At 59.9% G+C, this 15,620-nt stretch carries 9 protein-coding genes and 2 pseudogenes; 2 read left to right on the top strand and 9 right to left on the bottom strand.

From position 1 onward, the window contains the following. Positions 1-48: 48 nt before the first annotated feature. From NKI47_RS28010 to NKI47_RS27990, 5 genes and pseudogenes are all read right to left on the bottom strand, one after another. Positions 49-1,119: an adenylate/guanylate cyclase domain-containing protein gene (locus NKI47_RS28010; RefSeq protein ID WP_023675981.1), complete on the bottom strand. Its 1,071-nt coding sequence runs from the start codon at positions 1,117-1,119 to the stop codon at positions 49-51. A gap of 3 nt (positions 1,120-1,122) precedes the next feature. Continuing rightward, positions 1,123-1,614 (bottom strand): Rab family GTPase, encoded by a 492-nt coding sequence (locus NKI47_RS28005; RefSeq protein WP_245274668.1) that lies wholly within the window; start codon positions 1,612-1,614, stop codon positions 1,123-1,125. Positions 1,615-1,629: 15 nt separating this feature from the next. Then, on the bottom strand, positions 1,630-4,200 hold the full coding sequence (locus tag NKI47_RS28000; protein ID WP_352594342.1) for an OmpA family protein: 2,571 nt from the start codon (positions 4,198-4,200) through the stop codon (positions 1,630-1,632). Between the two features lie 94 nt (positions 4,201-4,294). Then, complete coding sequence (locus NKI47_RS27995) at positions 4,295-4,960, bottom strand: DUF3450 domain-containing protein (RefSeq protein WP_031211579.1); 666 nt, start codon at positions 4,958-4,960, stop codon at positions 4,295-4,297. A 613-nt stretch (positions 4,961-5,573) separates the two neighbouring features. Continuing rightward, positions 5,574-5,719 (bottom strand): annotated as a pseudogene (locus NKI47_RS27990) (IS110 family transposase); the annotation flags it as partial. Between the two features lie 161 nt (positions 5,720-5,880). Between NKI47_RS27990 and NKI47_RS27985 the strand changes: the two are divergent. Beyond that, positions 5,881-8,853 carry a trifunctional glycosyltransferase/class I SAM-dependent methyltransferase/polysaccharide deacetylase gene (locus NKI47_RS27985; protein ID WP_352594341.1) on the top strand — a complete coding sequence of 991 codons (2,973 nt, stop codon included), beginning with the start codon at positions 5,881-5,883 and terminating at the stop codon, positions 8,851-8,853. 85 nt (positions 8,854-8,938) lie between these two features. On the opposite strand, the gene NKI47_RS27980 is transcribed toward NKI47_RS27985, so the two are convergent. Continuing rightward, on the bottom strand, positions 8,939-9,619 hold the full coding sequence (locus tag NKI47_RS27980; RefSeq protein WP_023675975.1) for a redoxin domain-containing protein: 681 nt from the start codon (positions 9,617-9,619) through the stop codon (positions 8,939-8,941). Between the two features lie 19 nt (positions 9,620-9,638). Further along, on the bottom strand, positions 9,639-12,938 hold the full coding sequence (locus tag NKI47_RS27975) for an adenylate/guanylate cyclase domain-containing protein (RefSeq protein ID WP_352594340.1): 3,300 nt from the start codon (positions 12,936-12,938) through the stop codon (positions 9,639-9,641). Between the two features lie 216 nt (positions 12,939-13,154). Between NKI47_RS27975 and NKI47_RS27970 the strand changes: the two are divergent. Continuing rightward, positions 13,155-13,380: pseudogene (locus tag NKI47_RS27970) on the top strand (adenylate/guanylate cyclase domain-containing protein); the annotation flags it as partial. Between the two features lie 97 nt (positions 13,381-13,477). On the opposite strand, the gene NKI47_RS27965 reads toward NKI47_RS27970, so the two are convergent. After that, on the bottom strand, positions 13,478-14,863 hold the full coding sequence (locus NKI47_RS27965) for a hypothetical protein (RefSeq protein WP_023675973.1): 1,386 nt from the start codon (positions 14,861-14,863) through the stop codon (positions 13,478-13,480). Between the two features lie 203 nt (positions 14,864-15,066). Further along, on the bottom strand, positions 15,067-15,591 hold the full coding sequence (locus NKI47_RS27960; protein WP_023675972.1) for a GNAT family N-acetyltransferase: 525 nt from the start codon (positions 15,589-15,591) through the stop codon (positions 15,067-15,069). Positions 15,592-15,620: the final 29 nt, after the last annotated feature.

Below are 15,620 nucleotides of genomic sequence, written 5' to 3'. Positions count from 1 at the left end.
TTGCTTGAGATGCAATGCGCTTCCGGGTCGGCACTGCCATGCGGCAAATCAGGCCGGGAGCCGCCACATTCGCACACGACCTGTACCACGCAATTCCGTTTCCTCGAGCGGGTCGCAAGCAAAATTTGGTCCAAGCAGTTGATGAGTTGCATCCGAAATACGGATTTCATCGGGCTCCGCGGACGTTTGGATACGTGCGGCGAGATTAACGGTGTCGCCCCATAGGTCATAGGCAAACCGCCTTTTGCCTATGACGCCCGCCACGATTGGTCCTGAGTGAATTCCAATTCTGAGTCTTATCGGTTCTCCTGCGAAGCGTTCGAGCTTAACCGCCTTCCGCAGTTCAAGCGCATAGTGCGCAAGGGCTTCCGCATGATCGGATCGCGCGGCGGGCAGGCCAGCGACCACCATCACACAATCGCCGATTGTCTTGATCTTTTCGCAGCCGTATCGCTCCGAGAGCAGATCCGCCGCTTTGAAGAAGTAATTTAAAATAGCGAGCGTCGTCACGGCTCCGACGTTCCGCGCTCTTTCCGTAAAACCGACGATGTCGGCAAAAAGCACACTCACCTCTGCGTAGTTGTCTGCAATTTCTTCGTGCGCTTTTAGCCGCTCCGCGATAGACGCCGGAAGAATGTTGAGGAGCAGGGCTTCGGCGCGCTGGTATTCACGCGACAATCCCTCTTGGCTCGCCCTCAACGCCTCGTTCATCGATTGTAATTTCTCGTTGAGTTGACGCTCCCTCTCTTGCAGGAGCGTCATTTCATAAGCCTTCTGTTGAAGCCGCTGCCTATTGTCGCGTTCGGCATTGGCGTCAAGAAAGAGCAGCCACACGCAGGCATTGTCAGCAAAAAGATGGAGGTCCGCGACACGCCCGCTGGGAAGTTCGACCATGGCCATATCATATGGAAGCTCCGGGCAGGGCAACAAACCTTCCATGAATTCAAGCTGCTCGGCAACAGGCTTACCTATGCGAACTGACGAGAGTCCGTAATGTTTAACGTTACCGCCCTTCGCAGCTATGCAAAGCTGGGCGTCGATTTTCAGATATGCGACCGAGCGCTCGTTGTAGAAGAAATCGTAAATCCAGCTTTTAACTTCTCTTGGCAAGACGTGCATGGTTTATTTGCTGACCATCGAAGCAAGTTGACGAAACGCATCATCAACATGCTCACCCGAAAGCGCACTTGTTAGATAGACTTGCCATCCAAGTTGCCTCAGTTCGTCAATTTCACTATCCGATATTGCCCACCGATCGGCCAGATCGGATTTGTTGAACAGCAATACAAACGGCATAGCGCCGAATTCAGCCTCGGCCCGCTCGCGCAACGTGAGCGCCACGGCAAGAGTAGCAGCGCGTGTTCCATCGACGACAAGCACGAGCCCACTCGCACCTCGCACATAGCTGACGCGGAATGAGCCGATATCGTCTTCGCCGGCCAAATCCCACAAAATCAGATCCACGGTTTTGTCCGGGAATGCGACGCTCTTCTTGTCGATTTTCACTCCCACCGTGGTCAAGTAGGTTTCTGAAAAGATGCTTTGCACAAACCTGCGAACCAGACTGGTCTTTCCGACAGCGAACCCGCCCAACATGCAGATCTTCTTTTGCAATATCCTGGGCTCCGCCTAGTGGAAGTTTACCGTAACCGAAACTCTGCGGTTGGCGGAGTTCCCGGTTCGGCTATTTTCAATCTCCGCTGGCTCAAAGGTGCCCGCGCCGCGAACCAAGAGCAACTCCGGATCGACGCCGCGCTTCTTGAGAAGCGCACGAACTGTTTCCGCGCGCGCGGCGCTGATCGACAACTTGGCCGTTTCACGGCCCGTCTCGTCCGAATGGCCGGTCAACATGAACTGTGCTGTTACGCCTGCCTTGCGGGCGGCCTTGGCCAATTCCTTCAACTGATTCGCCAATTTGTCGAGAACCGGCAGTTGCTCTGGTCCCGGTACAGCCTTGCCAGAATCGAACAAAATGTCGACCGCTTGAATAGCCTCCCTCAAATGAGTGAGTTGCGGAGGGGTCAACTCACGCAGCTCGGAGATTTCTAGAGAGAGTCCGTCCGCGGACAGCTGTTGGGCGGCGACCCGCGCCCGATCTATCCAGGCGGCAGGAGCTTCACCCTGGGCAACGATGCGATCCTTGATGATCGAAAGCCGTACTGAATCCGGCGGAGTCAGCGACGCCATCAGCCGCTTCACCACGAACTTCGGATCAAGGCTTTGATAGAATTGCCACTGTGAATGAACGCGAGCAGGATCGACCCCTGTTCCGGACAGCAGAGCCTTCGGGTCGGCGGCCTGCGGGTCTCTCAGGCCGGAAATATAGAAATGTCCGCCCCTCGCCGTTTGTTGGGCGACGATGATTCCCGCTTGGGCCTCCAGTCGCGACACATAAGTCTGCCAGTGCTCCGCCGCGCGTGCTTCGGGGCTCACATCACGAACCTTGGAGATGTCGAATTCCGGTCCGCCTGCCGAAAGCTGTCGGGCCGCTGCGCGTGCGAGATCTATCCAGGTGTCGGGAGCCTCACCCTCGGCAACGATGCGATCATTGACGATCGAAAGCCGAACCGATTTCGGCGGGGTCAGCGACACCACCAGCCGCTTCAGGACGAACTTCGGATCAAGGCTCTGATAGAATTGCCACTGTGAATGAACGCGAGCAGGATCGACCCCTGTTCCGGACAGCAGAGCCTTCGGGTCGGCGGCCTCCGGGTCTCTCAGGCCGGAAATATAGAAATGTCCGCCCCTCGCCGTTTGTTGGGCGACGATGATTCCCGGTTGGGCCTCCAGTCGCGACACATAGGCCTGCCAGCGCTCCGCCGCGCGTGCTTCGGGGCTCACATCACGAACCCTGGAGATATCGAATTCCGGTCCGCCTGCCGAAAGTTGTTGGGCCGCTGCGCGCGCCCGATCTATCCAGGTGTCGGGAGCCTCACCCTCGGCAACGATGCGATCATTGACGATCGAAAGTCGTACTGAATCCGGCGGAACCAGCGACGCCGTTAGCCGCTTCAACACGAACTCCGGATCAAGACTCTGATAGAATTGCCACTGCGAATGAACGCGGGCGGGATCGACCTGCGTTCCGGCCAACAGAGCCTGCGGGTCGGCGGCAAGCGGGTCTCTCAGGCCGGCAATATAGAATTGGCCATCGCGCACCTTTTGTTCGGCAACGATGATGCCCGGCTGGGTCCCCAGTCGCGACACATAGGCCTGCCAGCGCTGCCCGGATTGCCAAGAAAGAAAGAACCAACCGCCTGCCGGAATCAAAACCAGCAGGACTGCAGCGACTACCAGCCACGGAAATCCCTGGTTTGATTCCTCCTGCTTCAGTTCAACGCAGGTCTGCAACTGCGTCTCTACGCCGGCCAACTGCGAACTGTCGCCGTCAAACTGCTCTAGAGCCTGTGAGCATTCATCATGGATGCGAAGCAATACATCGCGAATTATTTCATGTAATTCCTCCGGCGGATTTCCCCGGATCACCGCAACCAAGGTCGCAAACGGTCCAACTTCCGACCAGAGACGAAGCTCTCCGAAACGAATAGTGTCCAGGCCACTCTGTTCTTTCTCGTTAAATGAGTCTTTTACAAAATCTTGAATTGCACTAAGCATCGAAGAAATGAGTTGAGGGTCTTCGCTAGTTGCATTATCGGCAGTTACATGCGCTATCAAAAGCCCGGAATTGCGGTTGATGAGAAACACATGTTCCACACGATAGACAAGAGAATGCTTAAGAACAACTTCTGAGAAGCTTGCTCCTGTCCTCCAAGCTTCAAGTCTCCACTTGAGCCCATGCCAGGTAAATATATGTCTTAAAGTTTCATTCAGCGATTGAAAGGTCTGGTCGATCTTTTCGCCGATCGACTTGCGAATAGCCGGCAGAAACACCGGGTACAATATATCCGTCAGCGTACGCGGGCTCTTCTGGATGGACCGTTGCACGGCCCTCTCGACAGCTGGCGCAAGGGCCTCTCCGAGTTGCGCATGAGGCGCACGTGCGGCTGCACGGGGGAGAACGCTCCCCACTGCAGCCGCAAGCTGCTCGGGTTCGTCGAGCAGGTGCGTAACTCGTGAAAGCTCCGAAATTTCGCGGCCGACCAGCAACTGGCGCAGCGTTTCCATGCGAGGGTCGGTGGTTGGGATTCCGTCGAGACGCGCACGATAGTCCGGATCAACGTTCCGGGCAATTTCGATCAAAAGGCGAGCCAGAGCCTCGCGATCAATCTCTGTATCGTTCGAAGCTGCTCTTTGAGGGAGGCTGATTGGGTCGACAGTCGACGTCAAGTTCCGATCAACTCACTTTCCAGGTACGCTCCGAGTTGTTCTTGCTGCCGACGGGATCCTGATTTAGACATTTTGCAACCTCGACAAACAGGCCAGCCAAAAGATTTCGGTCGGTCTTGACATTGCCAAGATCGGAAAACATTTTCTCCATCAGCATCTGAATGCTTTCATTCTTTTGCTTGATTTCCTCACGCAGCAAATGATCGTTTCGATTTATCCGGTCCGCAACTTCCCGCTCAAGCTCGCTCAACTGATCCGACAACGCGCGCACCTGCTTTTCGAGCGCCTGATTTTGCTCGCGAAGATTCCGGTCAATCTCCTTATCGGCGTCGGCTCGCGCGTCTTTTTCGTTCCGCAATTGCGCCGCAAGCGAGTCGACCTGCTTCTTCGCATTTGACTCGTACATTTCAAGATTGCGCTTGGCCTCGGATTCGACATCCTTGAAGCGCTGCAAGACCCGTTCTTCAAGCTTGGAAAAGCGGCGGTCATAGTCCTGCATCTGGTTGCCGAACAGCAGATCACGTATCTTGTCGACACCTACAGCGTCGCCGGGGGCCCCGCTCTCGCGAGCCTGGCCCGCCATGAAGGTCAGCCCGCTTCCGTCTGCATTACTTATCAGATTTGCGTCCGCTTTATTTGCTGAAGAAGCGGTATTCGAAGATTCCTTGGCCATCTTTATGCCCCCTTCTTTGAACAATTGCCACAGTGCACCACTCAGAAACCAGCAAGCATGCCAGCAAAATACCCGGCTCGCAAGCCGGAATCTTCTTGGCTTAAGCCAATTCGTGCCTCCCTTTTACATCTCTTGGACTAGCAGCAAATGCACGAGTTCCGATTGATGTCGCTCTCGCATCTCTTTGTGATAGCAGCCATAACCGGCTAATCTAATCGATCATTGGACGCAATCTACTATCGAAATGAGTAATACAATGTCAGGCTATAGCTACTGGAGCGCAATTAAGTAGCGCAGACTCATTAGAAGTGTCTAAAGTAGCTGGTCTGGCGGTGCACGTACCGTCTCGCACCCGGCTGTATACTGCGACGATCAGCTTCCGATGCGGGCCCCAACGGTAGAAGGAAGGTCTTCTTTCGCACGGAGAATGGCTGTTCGAGAATGCACCTCGGAATCGAGGCGTTTCGGTCGATAGGAGGGGAGCGACAGTCCCAATAACTGCAGTCATTCACACCAAAGCTTCAGTGGGCGGCATTTGTTGCGCCCCCAATTGCAAAAGACGTCAGGTTGCCATAGCTATTGCACTCATACGGTGCCCGGGACCGCCGCCTGTGGTCATGGCGCCGACTCCGGGGATCGACATGAGTATGCGGCATGCTTGGCTTTGACGTGCATCTGCGACAGCTGGCGCCCAAGCTCGGCGGCACGGATGCGAATGCTGCGCCAGGCTTCCAACTTCGGTAGCACGACAGGAGCAAGCTCGCTCTGCAGCCCAATGGCGGCGTCGCGGCGGCTCGGAAGAGTTCGCAGGAGACTGTTTGGACGCAGCGTCCCTGAGGACCGTTTCCTTTGGCAGGAAATCGCCGGCTATGTTTCGGGACTCTTGTTCTACCTTCGAACCAACGCGCGGGTTACACGGCGTGGCGCATAATCCCTTGGTTTCAATCGTGGTTCCTGCGCACAACGCGGAGGTAACGCTGGCGCGCGCACTCGATTGCCTTCTCGATCAGGAAATAGTGGATTGGGAGGCGATCATCGTCGACGACGCCTCCACGGACCGCACCCCCGCGATCATCGCCGGTTATGTGGAGCACGATGCCCGGTTTCGGACATTGAGCTCTTGCGCGTATAGCGCCGCTGGCGCGCGCAATAGCGGGATGTCGACAGCGCGCGGCCACTGGCTCATGTTTCTGGATGCGGACGATTGGGTGGGTGCCAGCTTCCTTGCCAAAATGCTGGCCGCACTGAAATCCGCTCCCGATGCAGTGGCTGCCTATTGCGGTTCCCGACGCGTGATGCCCGATGGCGAACTCACGGCGTCGAGCATCGCGACGGAGGTTGCGATCCAGCCCTTCGAAACATTCGCCCGCCGGTGTGCCGTCCGCACTCACGCGCTGCTGGTCGATCGGGAGATAATTGTCGAGTTGGGCGGTTTCGACGTGTCGCTGCGCACCTGCGAGGACTGGGATCTGTGGCAGCGCCTCGCACGTCTAGGCAAAAATTGGGTGATGGTCGACGAGCCGCTCGCTTTTTATCGGGTCAGCCCCAACTCGCTCAGCCGCAATTCGACGCAGGTGCTGGCAGATGCGGAAATCGTGATCGCCCGCGGCTTTTCCGCCGATCCCAGGGTCAAACACCCGGCATCGGCTCACGCCAATGGAGCGACCGACGCGAACGGCCACACCGCTTCAGAAGCACTCGCGTGGTTCGCGTTGTGGAACGCCGCATCGGATTGCGGCTGCGGCTCGCGCTCGATCAACCCGCAGTCCCTGCGCACGCTCCCGGCAGGACGTAAGTGGGCGCGTGAGATCGCCAAGGTGGCCGTCGATGGCCTTATGGTAGGAAGCCTGTCGGTGCCAGCGCAATTGGCTGCCAGGTGGGACAGGTTCGGCGGCTCCCTCACCGAGTTGATCATCGAACTCGGCAAGGTCTGGAATAATCCCGACGCGGCTCGCCGCGTGCAGTATCACTTTGAGCAAATGCTGCTCGATGTCGACGATCTTGCCGCGCCGCGCAGGCTGGCGCGGACACTTGGAATTCGTGTCGACGCGCGAAATCCGGCCTCGATCGAAGTGCCGGAAGGAATCGATCAAATCTATGCCCATCTGATGATGGATGGCCAGATCGAGGCTCTCGTGCAGTTCGGCGTACTCGGGAGAGTGACAAGGCGTCATTGGATTGAATTGATCCTGAATTTCGTGCCCCCTGAGCGGCCTATGCACAGTGCCGCGCGACTTGCGAGGCGATCGCCTGTAGATGCACCGCAAAAGGGCGCCGGTGCCGACAAGTCAAACATGTTTGCAGCCGAGGTATTGTTGTCCATGGCGGGACGCCGGTCTGATCGGGACAGCCATTTCGGCAAACTCGCGGGATTGGCCGCGGAAGCGCAGGCGCTGGTTCGGTCGAGCGCCGAAACTAAAGAGCCTTTTACAGCGCCGCGCCGTGCACGGGCCGCGGATGGGCGCGACAATGATCGCACATCTTTCTGGAATCGCCATTTCGCGACCGAGGATCCCTGGAACTACGGTTCGCCCTATGAGCAGGAAAAATATGAGCGGCAGCTCGAAATTCTGCCTGCCGGTCCCATCGGACGGGCGCTTGAGCTGGCCTGCGCGGAGGGCCACTTCACGCGGCAGCTGGCGCCGCGCGTGGGCCATTTGACCGCAACTGACATCTCCGCCGTAGCCGTCGGACGGGCGCGCGCGCGATGCAGCGATCAGCCGAATGTTGAGTTCGGCGTACTGGATTTCTCTGCGGACACGCTGCCGGGCGAAATGGATCTGATCGTGTGTTCGGAAGTGCTCTACTACCTGGATGATCTCGCCGATGTGCGGCGCATCGCCAAAAAACTCATTGAGGCGTTGGCGCCTGGCGGCAGTTTCATCAGCGCACACGCATTCGTGCTACGAGACAATGTTGGAAGGACGGGCTTCGACTGGAACACATTCGGTGCACAAGCGATCTCAGAGACGCTGGCAGCGACCGACGGCCTCGTCCTCGAGCAATCGATCCAGACCGAGCTCTACCGCATAGACCGCTTCCGCCGCTTGTCACCAGGCGACGTGGCGACGGAACCGATGGTAGATCATGTGCCAATCCGCGCACCCGTTGAAATCGGGGTCGCGCGAAATATCGTCTGGGGCGGGGCGCGGGCCTTGCGTCGCGACGTGGCACGTAGCGAGCGGCGGCAGCGTATCCCCGTCCTCATGTATCACAGCGTCGCCGATGATGGTCCGGCCGCGCTCGCCCGTTTTCGGCTCGCGCCCGCCGCATTCGCCAGCCAAATGGCATGGCTGCGCGCCAATGGCTTTCACGCGATTAGGTCCGAGCAGCTGGAATGGTTCATCGTCAACCGTCAGCCTTTCGTTGGCCGCCCAGTGCTCATCACGTTCGATGACGGCTTCCAGAACTTTGCCGACCATGCCTGGCCGGCCTTGCGCACGAACGACCTGACCGCGGAAGTGTTCCTGGTGACGGACCTGGTGGGTGAAAGCGCACAATGGGACGCCTACAGCGGCCCGCCGACGCAGCTTATGGACGCCGGGACGGTGCGACGCCTCGCCGGCGAAGGTGCGTTCTTCGGAAGCCATCTGGCGACGCATCGCGCGATCGATGGTCTGTCGAGCTCTGACTTGGCCGCCGAGCTCCTGCGCTCTCGTATGTTCATCGAACGATGGACCGGTCGGCCAACCACGGCGTTCGCGGCACCCTTCTCTGTCACCGACCGACGGCTTGGCAGGCTGGCCAAGGAGTGCGGCTATCGAATCGGCTTCGGCGGCAGACACGGGCCGGCGGACCTCGATTGCGATCCCATCGACCTTCCGCGCATCGAGATTCGCGGAGATCACTTGCTCGATGACTTTGTTGGCAAAGTCGAGGCCGTGCTCGCATGAACGGTGAACTTGTCAGTATCTAGATTTGTAACAAATTGGTTCCGCTTTTTATTCGGTGTCCCGCCCGCTTACCTCGTTCGCAAGTCTATTGGGCGACTTGGGATACGGCTGACATCAGCTCCTGCGGGCTTGGCGCCCCAAACATGTATCGCCCACCCTCTGGAACCTCCGTGAAGCTCCAGCGGACGATCCCCTGCCGGTCCAGCAGGAACTGACCGACCAATTGTCCGTGTCCCGTTGCTAGCATCTGCTCGTCGGCTTCGGTCAGCTCGTAATGGTCCCTCTTGTTGAGGATTTCGCTGGCCGCAAGAGGATCCATAGGACCGGGCAACTCGCCTGGTATGTCGACCCGCATATCCTTTGCCGCTGCCATCGAGACCTTGTACGGCCAGTTCGTCTCGTTTTGGGTGAATTCGAGATTGGGCAGTCCAAAAGCACGATGTGAAGCGCGTTCAGGATCGGAGGCCGCAAGCAGATTCGGCATCGGATGGTAGCGGAAATAGAGACGCGCCCGTTCGATCGGCGTGTTGACCACCGTCAGGCTCTCCACGCCCTTTTCGCGCAGCTCCGGATCAAGCCGCGCCTGGGCGGCGATATGGCGCCGGCAAAACGCGCAATGCAGACCTCGAAACAGGCCGACCAGCACCGGTTTTTGGCCGCGAAAATCGTCAAGCGCGATCTTGCCTTCCTGGGTAATGGCGTCGAGTACCACGTTTGGCGCACGGTCGCCCGGTTGAAGCGGCACCAAGTCACTACGCGCGGACATTTCCAACCTCCAACCCCGGCTAGTCGAGAAAAGGCAGCACCACAAGCGCTTCCGGGTCGAGCCCGTGCTGGGCGCATATACCCTGCGCCAGGGAAAAGTAGCGTTCGGCCTCGGCCAGATTGTCGAGGTCGAGATTAAGCGTTGCAAGACCATCATAACACGGAAACAGCAGTTGGGGTTCGCCCGTTTCGCGAGCTACGTCCAGTGCTTCGTGGAACAACCCAACCGCCAGGTCCGGACGGCCGTTGCACTGGTGGATCTGCCCAAGCACGATCAACGGCACCGGCAGGTGCTCGCGCTGGTCGAGCGCCCGGTCGATCTCGATGGCCTTCTCGGCAGCAGGCACGCCCTCCGTTGGACAGCGATCCGTGAAAGTACAACAAGCGACCGCCAGATTGGCGAGGAGGCGCGCCTGGAAACCCAAATCACCAATACGGCGCGCCACTTCAAGACCGCGCCGACAGACCTCCATCGCCTTTGCGGGATCGATGGTCGTGTAAAGCACGCCGAGATTGGTGTAGCCGCGGCAGGCCGCGCCCAGCAGACCGGCGGCTTCGGCCAATTCAATGCTACGCTCAACCTGACGCACGGCCTCACGGTTTCGCCCAAGGCGAGCCAGCGCGACAGCCTTGGTATTGAGTGCCTCGGCGGTCACAAGAGTGGCATCACACCTTACCTCGGAGACATGCTCCGTTGTCAGTGTGCCTACGCAATCCAGCGCCGCGTCTGCCCATTTTGCCGCGAGAGCGTGATCTCCGCTACGGAACGCCTGTCGGCCACGTTCTTGCCACAGATGCGCCTGCTCGATCGGGGCATCCGCTCCATCGAGGAGCGCTGCCGCCTCAGCATAGCGGGGTTCTGCCTTGTCCCGCTTGCCGACATCCCAGAGTAGCCGACCGATCTTACGCAAAACTCGCGCCGAGGCGACGCGATTGGCCGACTCGCGGTATGCCTGCAACACCGTCTCGTAGTGGTGGTGCGCGATCTCGCGGCGGCCTGCCGGGCCGCTCAAATCGGCAATGCGCTCTGCAATTGCCAGTTTGAGCGGTGTTTGCCCGATCGCGCCCAACGCAGCCAGTGCTCGCTCGTAGAAACGAAGGGCGTCGTCGTTGGCATATATCATGCGAGCGCGATCGCCTGCCGCCTGCAGGTAATGCGCGCCCTTCTCCCGCTCGGCGCTCTGTGCAAAATGATGACCGAGCACGGTCAAATCCTCGAGCCGTTCCGGCTCGTCGCCGCACAGTTGCTCCAAGGCAGCACCGATCCGCCCGTGGATTTCGGTCCGGCGTTGCAGGAGCAGATTCTGGTAGATCACGTCCTGCAGCAATGTTTGCGTAAAGCGGTAGCTTTGAGACGAGACCGACCCTGATCCGGCAACTTCCTCGATGATTTCCGCATCGCAAAGCAGTTCGCAGCCGGCTTCGAGCCGGCCGGGGTCGGCTGTCACGGTTTTCAGAAGTGTGGCATCGAAGCGCGGGCCGATTACCGCGGCCTCCTGGGCCAACCGGCGCGCCTCTTGGGGCAGCCGGTCGACGCGGGCAAGCAACATTGCCTGGATAGTGGCGGGGATGCCGGTTGCGACTTCGCCTGCCACAGTCCGCCATCGCTGGCCCTCTCGCATCAGTACACCGCGATCGATAAGGCCGCGAACGATTTCCTCTACAAAAAGGGGGTTGCCGCCCGCGCGCTCGAGGATCTGGTCGAGAAGCCCTCCCGCGGAGCTTACCCAGCTCTCGCCGAAAAGCGCTGCCAGCAGGCTGCGTCCGTCATCATTGTTGAGTGGCGGAAGCCTGAGCGCTGTGTGACTGACCCGACTTGAGTCGAGCTGGTCGTTGTCCGGCGCCGGACGATGCGTGACCAGCAACATCAACCGCGTGCGTTCCAACCTGTCCATCACGAAACGTAGTGCCTCGAGCGACACGGCGTCGGCCCAGTGCAGGTCTTCGACGACAATCAATAGCGGCGACAACGCAAGCCGCCGTTCGATGATTGTGCGGACTGCGTAGAGAATTTGCCGCCGCAGCTGCTCGGGCTCGACATGCTGCAAGGTGGCATCGGGGTCGCCAAGGCCAAGCACATGGTAGAGCAAAGGCATCAGCCGCTTCGCCTCCTCGCCCTGCAGGCCGAGATCGGCAAGCAAGCCTGCGAGCTTCCCCCGCATTTCGTCCCCATTGTCGTTTTGCATCATCCCGGCAGCGCTGCGCACCACTGCGCCCAAGGCGCCAAAAGATTGTTCACCCAGCGGTGAGCACGTGGCCTGCCGCACGGCGACGTTGCGAAAACGCTCCTCGTCGCCGACGCGGGCGACGAACTCCTTCACCAGCCGCGATTTCCCGATGCCGGCTTCTCCGACGAGGCGGACAAGTTGGGCCGAGCCGCCGCACGCCTGGTCAAGGCTCGCCATCATTCTATTGAGCTCCGCACCACGACCTATTAGCGGCGCACTGAGGCCGAGCGCCTCGAGCCCGCGCGCTGCACGCGGCACCGCTAGCGGTGCGTCCAGTCGATGAACGAGCACGCTGCCAGCCTTGCCGCGAAACACGACATCACCCAGCGACTCGTAAGAGAAGGCATGCCGGGTCAGCCTGTGAGTGAGCTCGCCTACCAGCACCTCACCCGGTGCGGCCAGCGATTGCAGGCGTTGCGCCGTATTCACTGTGTCGCCGGTCACGGAATAGGATCTGGCGGTGCCGATGCCCAATCCGCCAGTAACGACCGGACCAGTGTTTATGCCGATGTGGAGTAACAGAGGCGAGCCGGAGTGGGGGGTGCTTTCGCCGAGCCGCGCCGTCCGGGCGATCATGTCGAGAGCGGCGCGAAGCGCACGTTCCGGATCGTCCTCATGCGCGACCGGCGCACCGAACAAAGCGAGCAGTGCATCGCCGATGAATTTGTCGACGAAACCACCAAAGTTTCGCACGGCCGCCGTCAATTCCTTGAACAGTTTGTTCTGCAGCGCTTGCATGACCTCGGGGTCGAGCTGCTCGCTGAGTGTCGTAAAGCCGCAAAGGTCGGCGAACAGGACCGTTACCGTCCGGCGATCGGCGTCAGAGACGGGATGCAGCCCTTCTTCGCTTTCGATGTTCGGAAGCAGCGACGGAGTTCGAGAAGGCGGCACAATGGTCCGGCTTGGTGCCGGAGCAGGCCGTTCGACGGCTTTTGCGGGCGCACCGACGCTTGCCCCACATTTCGGACAGAACTCGAAATCAGGTGCGCAGGTGTAGCCGCAACTGGCGCATGGCACGGGCTGGCGCCTGCCACACCTCGGACAGAAGGCGTAACCGCCCTCAATCTCGAAACCGCAGCCCGAGCAGTCCATCGAACAAGACCTCACTAGTGGCCGTGACGGCGTGATCTCGCCCGCACTTCACGGCCAGACTATTCACAAGGATGCACCGATAGTCGTCGACGGGCAAGCGGCAGCGAGCGATCCGTGTGGGTCCGGTGGCAGAGCGCTGCCCATTCGGGCGGCTGCGTGGCCGTCGTCTGCGAAAGTTCCCTCTTACCCTCCGTCTTCCTGCTATCATGAAGATGAGAGGCCGTTGACCTCTTGATGCAACGGGCTGACTCGCAACGCTGTCACCGACGTCTCGCGCGCTTCCGGCCCGCAGCTACGGCCATCTGGGCCGTTTCGCCGAAGCCCGCGCGGCATGGCAGGAGGTGCTTCGCGTCAATCCCGACTATTCGTTGGAATACCGTCGCAAAGTCTTGCCCTACAAGAACCGGTCGATTTCGAACACGTGGTGGATGGGCTCCGCAAGGGGCGGTGCGGTGCAATGACAGGTGAGGCCTATGCGGCCGGATCAGACGCTAGAGGCTCCCCGATAGATCGCCGTCGCTTGCGGTTGCGCACTAGTCTCAGGTCGGCTTGATCTCTGCCTGGCCGATCTTGCGCCATCTGGCGTTTTCGCGAACCAGTTTCAGGTCGTCGGTCGTCTCGGCAAATGTCCGCAATCGGTATTGCCGGAGCAGGTTTGGGAAGAGCGCCACTTCCGGCAGGCCGGCAAGCTGCTCGCGGACTGAGATCTTTTCATCGATGACCCGCATGCCCCAGGCATTTTCCCGAACCTGCAGCTCCGCGGCCAGATCGCGCTCTTCCGGCGCGTTTTCGTCCAGCACGGCCAGAAGGATCGAGTGGAAAAGCGCTACGTAGCCAATCTGTCTCAGGCCGCCCACGACCCGCACGCGCGGCAATATGGCAAGGACGAGGAACGTCAGGAACAAGTTCGGCAGCAGCACGCCTTCCAGCAGCGCCCGCCTGAGATGTGGCCGCTCGAACGGGATGGAAAGACCTTGCGGCCTGTCAGGCTCGATCAGGTGCCCGTTCTCGAGAACGAGCTTGCGCACGCGCTCCTCGCGGATTCCCCAGAAATAGTCCGTGGCATTGGGCAGGAATCTGCCAAATGGGCTCGATGCGGCCTCTTGCCAGGCATGTTCGAGACGCTGGCGTCTTGCGGGTTCAATGAGCAGCCTGGAAAGAAGGCTGCCGTCATATTCCAGATGCCGCGCCATGGCAGCCGCGGCGGCCCGATCATCGATGAAAACCGGCAGGGCCATGCCGGCACGATCCCAATTGGCGACCAGATCCTGGTTCAGGGCAGTCAGCGCATCGGCGGCGGTTTCAAACACCTTGTCCTGGCTGGCAAGCAGTGTGCCCAGCCAGCGGCTGGCATCCGTTTCGTCGCCCACCGCTTCGAGCGCGCGCTTGTTGAGGGAGACGGGACCGGCCACGCAGGCGCTTTTGCGGCACAGTTTGTGGCGCCCCATGCCAAAAAGGTTGATCTTGTCGTCGCCGACGTCGAGCCATCCCGGCCCCTCCCGGCCAACTGTCTCCATGGTCATTGTCGTTCCCATGAAGCCGACGAAGGCCGACAGCCCGTTTTCGACCGCGCCGAGCCAGGCAAGCAGGAGGGCATCGAAGGTGATCCGGTCCATCAGAAGCAGGCAGTGCAGGCCGGACTGAATCACCGGTCTGTGCTCGAACTCGTCGAGGGCTTTGCCGATCTCGTCAGGCTGCATGATCCTACCGAGGCGCTGATGCAGGACTTCGCGCAGGATCGAGCGGGCAGCGATCGCCGGGCCCGATGCAGGCCTTGCCACCGGCCGCCAAAGATGGCGGGCGTAGTCGGAAACCGGTGCATTCCAGTTCTGCTCGATGTCGCGCACGACCTCCGGGCAGAGCAGCGACAGCACAGCCAGAATTTCCACCGGAGGGGTAGGGCTTGGGTCAAAGACGGCGGTCATTGGTCCCGTCTAGCCGCTTGCGGTGCAAACGCCAAGCGAGACCAGACTTGCTGGATGCGGCCGGCCCACACATAGATCGTCAACTCGATTAAGATGGCGTGAGACGAAATGGCCGTATCCTACGCAGCTCTCCATGAGCAATCACCTGTTCGCTCCGCACGAATTGTCAGACTGGCTAAACAGCTAACGCCAAACAGCGGATCTTAGAACCGCAGCCGGGCCATGCTCAGGAGGTCGTGGTACTGCCCGTCGGTAAAGCCGGCCTTCACATGCCGGCCTTCGATCTCAAAGCCGTGGCTCTTGTAGAGACGGAGGGCCGGTTCGTTGTCGGCATAGACGGTCAATTCGACCCGCTTCAGGGCGCGCCAGTTGTCGGCCACGTCAAGCAGCGCGCCAAGTATGGCAGAGCCGATACCTTTGCCGACAAAGGCATCGTCAAGGCCAACATTGATCTCGCCGATATGCGAACGGCGCGGTGAACCCTGCACGACCAGGCTGCCATGGCCGACGACCTTGCCGTCCAGCTCGGCAACGATCCAGGTGGTTTCCTGGCCGGACTTGGCAATGCGCCGCGCCACCTGCTCCACCATCTCGAAAGGCATCCTGAACGTGCCCCAGCGGAAGCCCGGCATGTTGAAGATAGCGCAAAGCGCCTCCGCATCGCTTGGCCGGACGGACCGCAGCAGCGGCTGGATTTTCTCGGAGGGTGGCGAGGTCGTGCTGGTCATGGCGTTCCCGGCGAAGGCAATCGGCCCGG

Source organism: Mesorhizobium sp. M0633 (assembly GCF_040320645.1).
Lineage (GTDB): Bacteria > Pseudomonadota > Alphaproteobacteria > Rhizobiales > Rhizobiaceae > Mesorhizobium.
The sequence above is the reverse complement of the archived record's forward strand: the minus strand, read 5'-3'. Positions and strand labels throughout refer to the sequence as shown.

What these genes read in the sequence shown, in the direction of transcription:
- NKI47_RS28010 (WP_023675981.1), bottom strand. Translation starts at nt 1,119, where the DNA reads ATGCACGTCTTGCCAAGAGAAGTTAAAAGCTGGATTTACGATTTCTTC.
- NKI47_RS27995 (WP_031211579.1), bottom strand. Translation starts at nt 4,960, where the DNA reads ATGGCCAAGGAATCTTCGAATACCGCTTCTTCAGCAAATAAAGCGGAC.
- NKI47_RS27980 (WP_023675975.1), bottom strand. Translation starts at nt 9,619, where the DNA reads ATGTCCGCGCGTAGTGACTTGGTGCCGCTTCAACCGGGCGACCGTGCG.
- NKI47_RS27975 (WP_352594340.1), bottom strand. Translation starts at nt 12,938, where the DNA reads ATGGACTGCTCGGGCTGCGGTTTCGAGATTGAGGGCGGTTACGCCTTC.
- NKI47_RS27965 (WP_023675973.1), bottom strand. Translation starts at nt 14,863, where the DNA reads ATGACCGCCGTCTTTGACCCAAGCCCTACCCCTCCGGTGGAAATTCTG.
- NKI47_RS27960 (WP_023675972.1), bottom strand. Translation starts at nt 15,591, where the DNA reads ATGACCAGCACGACCTCGCCACCCTCCGAGAAAATCCAGCCGCTGCTG.